Origin of the sequence: Algoriphagus sp. NBT04N3 (genome assembly GCF_019443765.1) — a bacterium.
In the GTDB taxonomy this organism is placed as follows: domain Bacteria; phylum Bacteroidota; class Bacteroidia; order Cytophagales; family Cyclobacteriaceae; genus Algoriphagus; species Algoriphagus ornithinivorans.
This window is the reverse complement of the sequence record NZ_CP048415.1, coordinates 3,664,769-3,676,976: the sequence shown is the minus strand read 5'-3', so window position 1 is coordinate 3,676,976 and position 12,208 is coordinate 3,664,769. Positions and strand designations below refer to the sequence as shown.

General features: G+C 40.6%; 8 protein-coding genes. 6 read left to right on the top strand and 2 right to left on the bottom strand.

Annotation, left to right across the window (positions count from 1 at the left end):
* Positions 1 to 2: 2 nt before the first annotated feature.
* Together nusA and infB are read left to right on the top strand one after the other, a co-directional pair.
* Entirely contained in the window at positions 3 to 1,247 is a 1,245-nt protein-coding gene (gene nusA, locus GYM62_RS16095) for a transcription termination factor NusA (RefSeq protein ID WP_219957154.1), read from the top strand.
* A gap of 61 nt (positions 1,248 to 1,308) precedes the next feature.
* Positions 1,309 to 4,092, top strand: a complete 2,784-nt coding sequence (infB, locus tag GYM62_RS16090; RefSeq protein ID WP_219957153.1) for a translation initiation factor IF-2 — start codon at positions 1,309 to 1,311, stop codon at positions 4,090 to 4,092.
* A 154-nt stretch (positions 4,093 to 4,246) separates the two neighbouring features.
* Here the strand turns inward: infB and GYM62_RS16085 are convergent, their stop codons facing one another.
* Positions 4,247 to 5,539: an IS110 family transposase gene (locus GYM62_RS16085; protein WP_219957152.1), complete on the bottom strand. Its 1,293-nt coding sequence runs from the start codon at positions 5,537 to 5,539 to the stop codon at positions 4,247 to 4,249.
* A gap of 703 nt (positions 5,540 to 6,242) precedes the next feature.
* Between GYM62_RS16085 and GYM62_RS16080 the strand changes: the two genes are divergently transcribed.
* Positions 6,243 to 6,791, top strand: a complete 549-nt coding sequence (locus tag GYM62_RS16080) for a hypothetical protein (protein WP_219957151.1) — start codon at positions 6,243 to 6,245, stop codon at positions 6,789 to 6,791.
* Positions 6,792 to 6,878: 87 nt separating this feature from the next.
* Positions 6,879 to 7,988: a hypothetical protein gene (locus GYM62_RS16075; RefSeq protein ID WP_219957150.1), complete on the top strand. Its 1,110-nt coding sequence runs from the start codon at positions 6,879 to 6,881 to the stop codon at positions 7,986 to 7,988.
* Between the two features lie 12 nt (positions 7,989 to 8,000).
* Here GYM62_RS16075 and GYM62_RS16070 read toward each other — a convergent pair whose 3' ends face one another.
* The gene (locus GYM62_RS16070; protein WP_219957149.1) at positions 8,001 to 9,635 is read right to left on the bottom strand and encodes a carbon starvation protein A; all 1,635 of its coding nucleotides are present in this window, start codon (positions 9,633 to 9,635) and stop codon (positions 8,001 to 8,003) included.
* 222 nt (positions 9,636 to 9,857) lie between these two features.
* Here GYM62_RS16070 and accD point away from each other — a divergent pair, with 222 nt between their 5' ends.
* Both accD and nqrF read left to right on the top strand, forming a co-directional pair.
* On the top strand, positions 9,858 to 10,700 hold the full coding sequence (gene accD / locus GYM62_RS16065; RefSeq protein WP_091652101.1) for an acetyl-CoA carboxylase, carboxyltransferase subunit beta: 843 nt from the start codon (positions 9,858 to 9,860) through the stop codon (positions 10,698 to 10,700).
* 135 nt (positions 10,701 to 10,835) lie between these two features.
* Complete coding sequence (nqrF, locus tag GYM62_RS16060) at positions 10,836 to 12,140, top strand: NADH:ubiquinone reductase (Na(+)-transporting) subunit F (protein ID WP_091652104.1); 1,305 nt, start codon at positions 10,836 to 10,838, stop codon at positions 12,138 to 12,140.
* The last annotated feature ends 68 nt before the right edge of the window (positions 12,141 to 12,208 follow it).

The window sequence follows — 12,208 nt, the reverse complement described above, 5'->3', positions numbered from 1 at the left end:
AAATGGATGCCAAAGTCTTAATAGAATCCTTCGCTGAATTTGCGAGATCTAAAAATGTGGATCGACCAACCATGATCCGTATTCTGGAAGATGTTTTCAGAGCCATGATTCGCAAGAAGTTCGAAACTGATGAGAACTTCGATGTGACAATCAATGCGGACAAGGGAGACTTGGAGATTTTCCGTATTAGGGAAATAGTTGACGATAACTCTGAGGATATCTGGGATTTTGATAAAATCAGCTTAACAGATGCCCGCAAAATCGAACCTGATTTTGAGATCGGTGAAGAGGTATATGAAAAAATTGAATTGGAAGAGTTTGGAAGAAGAGCGGTACAAATGGCTCGTCAGACTTTAATCCAAAGAATCAAAGATTTGGAGAAAGATATCCTTTTTAATAAATACGAAGAGCAGGTTGGAGAAATCGTTTCTGCTGAAGTATACCAAATCTTAGGTCGAGAAGTCCTCTTGATGGACGGTGAAGGAAATGAATTGATATTACCTAAAGGAGAACAAATCCCGAAGGATAGATTTAGAAAAGGAGATACCGTGAAGGCAATTGTCCACAAAGTGGATATGATGAACGGAAATCCAAAAATTATCCTTTCCAGAACATCTCCGGTTTTCTTGGAAAGACTTTTCGAGAACGAAGTTCCTGAAGTCTATGATGGCTTGATCACCATTGTAAAAATCGTGAGAGAACCAGGAGAAAGAGCGAAAGTTGCGGTTGAATCCTATGATGATAGAATTGACCCAGTTGGAGCATGTGTTGGTATGAAAGGTTCCAGAATCCACGCAGTAGTGCGTGAACTTCAGAACGAAAATATCGATGTGATCAATTTCACAGACAACTTGGACTTGTATGTATCTAGAGCATTGAGCCCAGCCAAAGTTTCATCATTGACTGTCAATGAAGAGACTAAGAGAATTTCAGTTTTCTTGAAGCCAGACCAAGTGTCCTTGGCAATTGGTAAAGGAGGATATAACATCAAGTTGGCCAGCCGTTTGGTAGGTTACGAAATTGATGTGTTCCGTGAATTGAACGAAAATGAGGAGGAAGATGTAGACCTAGCAGAATTCGATGATGAAATCGAAGCTTGGATCATCGATGAGTTGAAGAAAACCGGTTTGGATACAGCCAAGAGTGTTTTGGCTCTGAACAAAGAAGATTTGTTGAGAAGAACTGAACTGGAGGAAGAAACAATCGACGAAATATTCAGAATTCTCCGACAAGAATTTGAACAGTAATGGGTTAAATACCCGAATAATTACCCAATTTTAAATAAGATTTCGAAAGAGGTTTTTGCTTATGTCAGAAGAAAAAATGATGCGATTAGGCCAAATAGCCAGAAAACTCAACGTGGGTACGGCAACCATCGTCGAGACACTGGCCAAAAAAGGCTTTGATGTGCAGGACAATCCGAATTCTAAAATCAACATGGAGCAGGTAGATATGTTGACCAAGGAATTCAAGTCCTCAGCACTTGAAAAGGAAGAGGCTTCCCACCTCTCGATAGGGAAGAGGCATGAAACAGTCTCCCTTGAGACTGAAACCAAGCCAGAGCCAGCTCCGGAACCAACTCCGGAACCTGCGCCAAAACCTGCGCCTGCACCTGAGGCGAAGAAAGAAGAGCCAAAACCTGCTCCGGCTCCAAGTCCAGAACCTGAAAAAGTTGCTCCTGAAGCTCCAAAGCTCGAGGGTATCAAAGTTCTAGGAAAAATTGATTTGAATAAGAAGCCGAATCCGGCTCCTAAACCTGAGGCACCTGCGAAGGCTCCTGAAGTAAAAGCATCACCAAAACCTGAGGTCAGAAAAGAGCCTCAAGCGCCGAAGACAGAAGCAAAACCAGCTCAAAAACCGCAACATCAACAAAAGCCGAAAGAAACTCCTCCCCAGCCTAAAGTTGAGAGAAAAGAGCAAAAAGAGGTACAAAAGCCAGCTCCTAGCGAAGTGATTTCCGCAAAGGCAGACTCCTTGAAAGGATTGACTGTTTTAGGCAAAATTGAATTGCCGGTTGAGAAATCTAAGAAAAAAGGAGGTCCTGTAGCCTCTTCTGATGAAAGAGCCAGAGATAAGAAGCGTCCAAGAAAACGCATCGATAAGAGTGGCGGAAATAGAAATCAGGGGAATAACCAAGGAAATAGAAACCAAGGTCAAAAGGGAGGACAAAAAGGAGGACAGCAGGGTAGAACCCAAAAAGCTGAACCTACCCAAAAGGAAATCCAAGATCAAATCAAACAGACTCTTGCTAGACTTCAGGGAAATAAATCCGGAGGTAAGAAGAGCCGAAGAGATAAAAAAGCCGAGCGTGAACGTGAGGTTGATGTAGATAACGAAGAAACCAAAATCCTAAAGGTTACTGAATTTATTTCAGCTAATGACCTGGCTGCATTGATGGATTTATCTGTGAACCAGATTATTTCTGCTTGTATGTCTTTGGGGATGTTCGTTTCAATTAACCAGCGATTGGATGCTGAGGCGATTACTATTATTGCCGATGAGTTCGGGTACGATGTAGAATTTACCAAGTCTATTGAAGATGAAATCGAAGTAGAGGAGGAAGATTCTGAGGAGGATTTGGAGGAAAGAGCTCCGATCGTCACTATCATGGGTCACGTTGACCACGGTAAAACATCCTTGTTGGATTATATCCGAATGTCAAAAGTAACTGCCGATGAGGCGGGAGGAATTACACAGCACATTGGTGCATACGATGTAATGACCAAAACAGGGCATAAAATTGCCTTCTTGGATACCCCGGGTCACGAAGCATTTACTGCGATGAGAGCTAGAGGTGCTAAAATTACTGACGTTGCCATTATTGTAATCGCAGCTGATGATAGCATCATGCCTCAGACCAAAGAAGCTATCAACCACGCACAGGTGGCTGGTGTTCCGATGATTTTTGCAATCAACAAAGTGGATAAGCCTAATGCAAATCCAAATAAAATCAAGGAAGAACTTGCCAATATGAATCTATTGGTAGAAGAATGGGGTGGTAAATACCAATCCCAAGACATCTCTGCCAAAACAGGTCAAGGTGTTGACGAACTCCTTGAGAAAGTTCTATTAGAGGCTGAAATTCTTGAACTGAAAGCCAACCCTGATAAAAATGCTGTTGGTACAGTAATCGAAGCATCCTTAGATAAAGGTCGAGGTTATGTAGCTACCATGATGATTCAGGCTGGTACTCTTAAGGTTGGAGACGTTATGCTTGCTGGTCAACATTATGGTCGTGTGAAGGCCATGTTTGACCACAAGGGTAAGAAGATGAAAGAAGCTGGACCATCAACTCCTGTACAGGTGTTGGGTCTAAGCGGGGCTCCTCAAGCTGGTGATACAGTGAAAGTATACGATTCTGAGAGAGAAGCCCGTGAAATTGCCAACTCAAGAGAACAGATACAAAGAGAGCAAAGCTTACGAACCAAAAAGCACATTACTTTGGATGAAATTGGTCGTCGTTTGGCAATCGGTTCTTTCAAAGAATTGAATATCATCATCAAAGGTGACGTGGATGGTTCGGTAGAAGCACTTTCGGATTCCTTGCTGAAACTATCCAAAGAGGAGGTTAAAGTTTCCATCATACATAAAGGTGTAGGACAAATTTCTGAATCCGATGTCTTATTGGCTTCTGCTTCAGATGCGATTATTATCGGTTTCCAAGTAAGACCTTCTTCCAATGCTAAAAAATTAGCAGAGCAGGAGGAAATCGAAATCCGTCATTACTCCATCATCTACGATGCGATCAACCAGATCAAGGATGCGATCGAAGGTATGCTTGAGCCTGAGTTTGAAGAAGTGATCACCGGTAATATCCAAGTGAGAGAAGTCTTCAAAATCTCTAAAGTTGGAACAGTTGCAGGTTCTTATGTAACGGACGGATACATCACTAGAAAAAATAAGATCCGCGTGATCCGCGACGGTATTGTAATTCATGAAGGTGAAATCGATCAGTTGAAGCGATTCAAGGACGATGTAGCTGAGGTGAAAGCCGGTTATGAATGCGGTATTTCCATTAAAAACTTCAATAATATCGAAGTGGATGATACCATCGAAGGTTATGAGATGAGAGAAATCAAAAGAAAAAAATAAGTAATTACTTATAAGGTAAGGGGCTGTCTCAAAAGTGATTTTGTCACATTGAGGGAAGTCGAAATATGAGCCATATCGAAAAAAATGGCCTTCGACTCCACTACCAATGACGAGATATGTTTTATTTTGTTTTTTCTTAAAATTCAGAATTTTCTTAGCCTTCATTGAAATCCATTTTCATTTCAGCTGCAAGCCTTAGAATATATTTCTTCTTTTGGGCTTGCAGCTTTTCATGATAATGTTGGATTCCGTATTCTACGAATTCTTGACCCTTTACCATTAAGCGCCAATATTGTTCGGCCAGCTTTCTTGCTACCGCCTTTATTGCAACGGCGGTACCTTTTCTTGCTCGGAGCCTTCTCCCGAATTCTCCTAATGCAATCTTTTTGCTTTGAAGTAAACTTCGGGCAGTCATTCTGAATATTTGGCCTGTTTTAGGGACACCTTTGGATTTTGAACGTTTCTGTTTTCCTGAATGATTCTGTCCTGGGGAAAGTCCAAGCCAGCTGGTAAAATGCTTTTCTGTCGGCCATCGGGATAAGTCTGCTCCCGTTTCAGTATACAGTTGGAACCAGCTGTAATCGGTGATACCCGACAGTTTGGTTGCATCTTTTCCCTCAAATAGTTTTAAAAGATGCTTTCCCAAATCTTCTACCTGGGGCTTGTTGTGCCGGATTGGTTTCCTAGGATCATCCAGTTGAATATCTGAAAGATCTGTTTGGTTACGTTGGAGGCATTCCTGAATCTTTTGGTCACAGGAGGCGACCTGTTGTCTGTAAAACTTAAAGCCTTGGTAAGCCTGTTCCAAACTAAACAGCCCTACCGGGGAATAATACCCTTCCAGTGCTTTTAATAGTTCTTCTCCTTTCCTGCGGATCAAATCCTTCTGACAGAGAGAAACCAGTTTGTCTGGATCCCGCTCACCGGAAAGAATAGCTTCAATTATAGCCAAGCCGCTTACTCCCTGTACCTGACTCAATACCTCAGGAAGCCTGATATTCATTTCAACCAAGGCCTTTTGCATATGATTGATATGCATAGACATGCTCCTGATGTGATCTTCCCTGAGACGCTGATATCCCCTAAGTTCCTTGATCAAACCATCAGCGACGAAACAGCGGTTCAAAAGACCATAAGAATGCAGTTGGTTGATCCATTGGCAGTCTTTTACGTCTGTTTTTCGACCAGGAACCTGTTTTGTTTGACGTCCGTCTACCAGCCAGACATCAATTCCTGCCTCTTCCAGAATATCATACAGAATGACCCAATAGTTACCGGTTGCTTCCATAGCCACGGTACGAATACCATGTTCAAGTAGGTAAGATGCAGCTTGCCTAAACTCAGAAGTGAATGTACCAAAACTGACCACTTCTTTTCCTTCGATACCCATATAAATGCTCCTTGAGCCTATATCGATCCCTGCTGAATGAAGATTAATCTTTTCCATAAAAGGTAACTTTATTACCCTAAACCCACTGAACACCTGTATTGACAGGCTACCAATCGGACAAGTGATAATCACTGTACCATTCTTTTATACTCAGTTCAACGGAGCCATACTCAGGCGCAGGCAAATGCACTATCACGAAGACGGCCAAACTGTTTAGGATAAAGCTAATTTAACACCGTCATTACTTTTTTTGTATGTTCGAAGAATATTTAAGACTCAGGCTGACATTTGAGCGATTTTTGGGACAGCCCCTTTTATTTTCGAAGGATGTTAGAAGCTATACTCTTTTTGATTTTTATGCTTTGGGCATTAGCCCTACTGGGATTGATTTTGGGTTTGATTAGGCCAGTTATCGTTTTGTGGTTTTTAGATAGGTTCAATAGGCTGAAGGTTTTAAAGATCTACGGAATACCTTTTTTGATCTTATCTCTTTTGCTATTTCTTTTTCGTGCATAAAAGGCTTTTCTAACGTTAAAGGGAAATACCGCTTATTGTCAGCTCAGAGGATTAGAATCCTGGAGCTTCGCCTGCCAACCGTGGCTGGGTCTTCTGTCTTCAATAGACTGCTCTGAGCGAAGTAGAAGTGTCCAGTCATTCAAAAAAATATAGTAAATGGTGTAATTAAGGATTTTCAGAATATTATATATACATCCTTTGATAATGTCAGAATTTTATAAGTAATTTCTGAAAATTTATCCATTTGAGATCAGTAGTATCCATATTGCTTTTGGTTTGCTTTGCCAGTTATCATTTTGGCTACTATCTATTTTATTATTCTCATCAATACCATTTAGAATCCAAGTGGATAGAAAAAATTTATACAGATCAGATAGAAGGATTGGAAGAGCGAATGATGGTCATTCCACTTTCGGCACCTTACATGTCCAATCAAGAGCACTTTCAAAATACAAATACGCGCTTCGAAAAAGACGGGAAATTTTATAGAGCTATTAAGCAGCGGTACCAAAATGATTCCTTGGAAATTATTTATGTGCCAGATACTGCTAGAAAATCACTAGAATCCACTGTTCAAAAATGGATTTCTGCAGTTACAGACGGCGATTTTGATTCAGAACAGTCTAATTCAAAATCATTCAAAAGTTTTGTAAAAGACTATATTCAAACAGTTTCGCATGAATTTCAAGGGGTCAATTCAAAGGCTTCTGTTACAACACTAGGGTTTATTTTTTCACCTTATCAAAATCCATTTTATACACTTGATTCCCCACCTCCCCAGTTTTTAGGTTGAACTTCATCTTCGGGGCATTTAGCTCTATCTACTTCTTTTTAAGGCTTCAGTATCCTGTTGCCTTTTCAACCTATTACGTTATTTATCATGAAAAAATTATTTCTATCCGGGATAATTGGAGCTTATTTGTTTCTATTCCCGGAATTTGGCTATGCTCAAGGATGCGTAGCCATTCGCCAATTTTCTGGAGTTGGCAATGCTGTGGGACAAGGTAATTTTCAAAATCAAGGAGATTGGAACATCAGTGCTAATTACCGATATTTTAAATCGTTTCGTCATTTCCGGGGAACTCATGAGGAGCCTGAAAGGATAGAGAATGGAACGCAGGTGATCAATTGGTCTCATGGGATGGACCTTACTGTCAGTTATTCCTTTACTTCAAGAATTTATGCGCTGGCTTCTATCCCTTTTGCATATAATGAACGCTCCTCTCTATATGAACATGGAAGAACTGAACGTCACACTACATACAGTTCGGGTTTGGGTGATATTAGAATTGGTGCTGGCTACTGGTTGTTTCCCGAGTCAGAAAAAAGAAAAGGAAATATGGCTGTCGGTTTAGGGATCAAAATTCCCAGTGGAAATTTCCGGGCAGAGGATACATTCTACAATGTAGGTGTAGGAGGTCAACCTGAAATTCGGCCTGTTGATCAATCTATACAGTTAGGAGATGGTGGGTTCGGATTCAATGTGGATTTTCAGGGTATCTGGAGTATAAACTCCTCCCTTTTCGCGTACTACAGTGGTTTCTATCTCTTTAACCCAAAAAACACCAATGGTACAAAGACCTTTAGAAGCAGAGAAAGTGAATTCATTATGAGCGTTCCTGATCAATATGCGCTTCGGGGAGGGGCTTTTTATTCTATGAAACAAATTCATGGTTTAGGCTTCTTGCTTGGTGGTAGAATAGAGGGCATTCCGGTTAGCGATTTATTGGGAGAAAGTGATGGCTTTCGTAGACCTGGCTATGTCATTTCGGTAGAACCGGGAGCAAGCTATATGCTCAAAAATCTAACTGGGACATTGACTGTGCCTTTAGCTTTGGTAAGAAATAGAACTAGAAGTCTTACTGATATAGCTGATTCTACTCCTGAAAACAAAAGACATGGAGATGCTGCCTTTGCAGATTATGTGATCAATTTTTCCCTAGCCTGGAGAATACCTAAAAAGGTGCCTCAGATTTTTAATACTTTATAAATTAAGTAGAAATCAAAGGGCTTTAGAAGGCTCTTTGATTTCTTTTTTGATACTCTTGGTTGCCAATACCAACAGCGAAATGGCCAAAACAAAAAGTAAAGCAGCGATGATGGATAAGACATAGACTTCTTCCTGAAAGTTTTTCCATGCAAATAAACCCAAAGAAGCCAATGTTACTGTAAACATGAAAAACATGGGAAGCGTAACGAAGAGTGCATTTTTCTTTTTTCGAATCATCCACACTGCAATCGTTAAGAGTGCTAAGGCTGCTAACAGTTGGTTAGCTGACCCAAATATTGGCCAAAGGGTGGTAAACTCTCCCGAAAGTAACAGAAGAACAGAAAAAACTACGACTAAACCTGTGCTAATAAATCGATTATTGGAGATGTATTTGGCACTGGGCTGAGGAAGGTCTTCAAAATACTCTTGCAAGGTAAACCTAGCCAAACGGGTACAAGTGTCGAGCGTAGTCAGGGCAAATGCGGATACGGTCAGGGCCACAAAACCTACAGCAAAAGATTCAGAAATTCCTAAACTGGCAATCATTCCACCTAAACCAGTTGAGAAGAGTGAAACAGGCCCTTCTCCTGCCAGTCTTTCCAAGTACTCTGTTTTGGTCAATACCACTACTGCACCAACTGATATAATGGCCAAAAAGGACTCTATTAGCATCCCTCCAAATCCTACGACCTTGGCATCAGATTCTTTGTCCAATTGTTTGGAAGTAGTACCTGAGGCTACTAAAGAGTGAAAGCCCGAAATTGCTCCACAGGCGATAGTCACGAATAAAACAGGAAATATATAGCCAAGATTTTCCGTGGAAACTGTCACCTCCGAACTCATTTTAATTTCAGGATTGGCAATGAAAACACCCAAGATGGCTGCGATCATCATCCCATAGAGTAAAAAGCTGTTGAGGTAATCTCTTGGCTGAAGCAGTAGACTAACGGGTGTGACAGAAGCAATAAATGCATAAGCCAGCAAGGCTAAAATCCAGATTTTATAATCCAATACAAATGGAACTTGCATGCCGAGGTACACAAAAAAGTACATTAATATAACTCCTACCACACTTATAATTACAAAGGTGATTTTTTTATCTCCTACCGCTCTGTTGACCATTCCGAATGCAATGGCTAAAAAAATGAAAAAGATAGAGGCGGATGCTACACCGGGATTACTGACGAAAGTTTTGGCAATAATATCTGCAAAAACACCAATAACTAGAATTAAGGTAGAGAAGCTGAAAATGACAAAAAGTTGCTTTCCTTGGAGGCCTATTTGTTTTCTGATGATCACACCTATGGACTTACCTTCAGTTCGCAAGGAAGCTGCCATACTCCCCAAATCATGAACTGCACCAAAAAATATTCCCCCAATCAAAATCCATAGAACTGCCGGAACCCATCCAAAAGTAACTGCGATGATGGGGCCTACGATAGGCCCAGCCCCTGCAATCGAAGCAAAATGATGCCCCAAAACCACTATTGGCTTGCTTGGCTCATAATCTACACCATCTCTGAGCGTATGAGAAGGCGCTTTATTCTCATCGGAAAGTCCAAATTTCTTGTACACATAGCTTCCGTAAAATTTATATGCAAGAATCAGAATGATGGCTGAAAGGACAAGCAGGAGAGCAAGATTCATGGGGAATATTTTGGGTTTACCTAAATCTAAAAGAAAATATTTCTTGAAGACCTATTCAAAATAAAGCAAAATTTGTGGCCTCTAAAAGGAATACTACAGGAATGAAATTAGAGGTTTTTCATACCCATGTGAAGGAGAGAAATGAGGATGAGTTTTATTTCACAGATATAAGGACTAAATTTGTATCCTTTGACTCGTCAAAAATCATTTTAAAAACTCAATATGGCTTGGTTTAAAAGAACTGATAAAGGGATCAAAACCTCCACAGCAGAGAAGAAAGATGCGCCGGATGGATTGTGGTTCAAAACTCCCAATGGAAATATCATTCATACTAGAGAGCTCAAAAACAACGCTTATGTATGCCCTGATGATGATTTCCACGTAAAAATCGGATCCAAGGAATATTTTGAAATCCTTTTTGATAACAACAAATTCACGGAATTAGACAAGGACATGAAGTCTGGAGACCCTTTGAAGTTTTCAGATACCAAACCTTATACTTCCAGAATTGCTGCTACTATAGATAAAACCGAACTCAATGATGCCGTAAGGACTGCTTATGGCAAAATGAATGGGCTTGATTTGGTAGTGGCCTGTATGGATTTCAATTTTATCGGGGGGTCTATGGGCTCTGTGGTTGGAGAAAAAATCGCCAGAGCAATCGATCATTCCCTGAAAAACAAAGTGCCATTTTTAATGATTTCCAAGTCAGGTGGTGCTAGAATGATGGAAGCTGGTTTCTCTTTGATGCAGATGGCAAAAACTTCTGCCAAATTGGCCCTGTTGGATCAGGCAGCTATTCCATACATTTCACTTTTAACAGATCCGACAACCGGAGGCGTAACTGCCTCGTATGCTATGCTAGGTGATTTTAACATCGCTGAGCCTGAAGCATTGATCGGATTTGCCGGTCCAAGAGTAATTCGGGAGACAATCGGTAAAGATTTACCAAAAGGTTTTCAAAGTTCTGAATTTGTTTTGGAACACGGATTTCTTGATTTCATCATCGATAGACGACAGTTGAAAAGCAGGTTGACCACTTTGTTAAACCTCTTGAACAATTAATCAGTTATCTAAAAAAAATCTATGCTCGATTAGGCTCAAATTTGAAAAGCAAATTGGCCTGTTTTATTGATTAATAGATATATTTGTGCACCGAAAACGGGTATCAATCCATACGAAAAGTAAAACCAAAATTTCATGGGTTCTGTAATTATTACATCCATTGTAGCATTTACCTTAATCATATTGCTACTGGTATTTATTCTCTTGTTCGCCCAGTCCAAACTGGTTAATTCAGGAGATGTGAAAATTGTCATCAACGGAGATGAAAGCAATGCTATCACTACCTCAGCTGGGGTGAGTTTGCTGTCTACGCTTGGTAACCAAAAAATCTTCCTTCCTTCTGCCTGTGGTGGAGGGGGTACTTGCGCTATGTGTAAGTGTGTCGTGGAAGAAGGTGGAGGAGAAGTTCTTCCTACTGAAGTTGGTCACCTAAGCAGAGCAGAGCAGCAATCTAATGTGAGATTGGCTTGCCAAGTCAAGGTAAAGCAGGATATGAAAATCCGCGTACCTGAAGAAATCTTCGGAATTAAGAAGTGGGAGTGTGAAGTTGTGTCTAACTACAACGTATCTACTTTCATCAAAGAATTTAAAGTTAAGTTGCCAGAAGGTGAAAACTTGGACTTTGAATCCGGAGGTTATATCCAGATTGACGTTCCAGCTATCACGGTAAACTTCAAGGATATGGATATCACTCCGCATCCTGAATTGGGTCACCCAGATGATGTTTATCAAAGTGATTGGGATAAGTTTGGTCTTTGGGACTTAGTCATGAAAAATGACGAGGAGCTTTTCAGAGCTTATTCCATGGCCAACCACCCTGCTGAAGGTAATATTATCATGTTGACAATCCGTATTGCTACTCCACCATGGGATAGAGCAAATAACAAGTGGATGGATGTCAATCCAGGAGTTTGTTCCTCATACGTATTCTCAAGAAAGCCAGGGGATAAAGTGATGATCTCCGGACCTTATGGTGAATTCCATATCAACCCGACCCAAAGAGAAATGATCTACATTGGTGGTGGTGCTGGTATGGCTCCATTGAGATCTCATATCTTCCACCTTTTCCATACAGAGAAAACTGATAGAAAAGTATCTTACTGGTACGGTGGTAGATCTAAGAAGGAATTGTTCTATGTTCCTCATTTTAGAGATATCGAGAAAGAATTCCCTAATTTCAATTTCCACATTGGACTTTCCGAGCCACTTCCCGAAGACAATTGGAAAATCAAGAAGTCTTTGGACGATAAAGAAGGTGATGGCTATGTAGGTTTCATCCACCAAGTGTTGTATGACAACTACTTGAAGGATCATCCTGAGCCAGATGAGGTAGAATTCTATCTTTGCGGACCTCCTTTGATGAACGCAGCGGTTCTTAAAATGCTAGACGATTTAGGAATTCCTCAAGAAAATATCCGATTCGATGATTTCGGAGGATAATCAAAACTTAAAATCCCGCTTCGGCGGGATTTTTTATTTGTGGTCACATTTTTGATTATTTTTACCCA

Bases quoted from the DNA above. Each gene is read 5' to 3' on its own strand.
- nusA (WP_219957154.1), top strand. From the start codon at position 3: ATGGATGCCAAAGTCTTAATAGAATCCTTCGCTGAATTTGCGAGATCT.
- infB (WP_219957153.1), top strand. From the start codon at position 1,309: ATGTCAGAAGAAAAAATGATGCGATTAGGCCAAATAGCCAGAAAACTC.
- GYM62_RS16085 (WP_219957152.1), bottom strand. From the start codon at position 5,539: ATGGAAAAGATTAATCTTCATTCAGCAGGGATCGATATAGGCTCAAGG.
- GYM62_RS16075 (WP_219957150.1), top strand. From the start codon at position 6,879: ATGAAAAAATTATTTCTATCCGGGATAATTGGAGCTTATTTGTTTCTA.
- GYM62_RS16070 (WP_219957149.1), bottom strand. From the start codon at position 9,635: ATGAATCTTGCTCTCCTGCTTGTCCTTTCAGCCATCATTCTGATTCTT.
- accD (WP_091652101.1), top strand. From the start codon at position 9,858: ATGGCTTGGTTTAAAAGAACTGATAAAGGGATCAAAACCTCCACAGCA.
- nqrF (WP_091652104.1), top strand. From the start codon at position 10,836: ATGGGTTCTGTAATTATTACATCCATTGTAGCATTTACCTTAATCATA.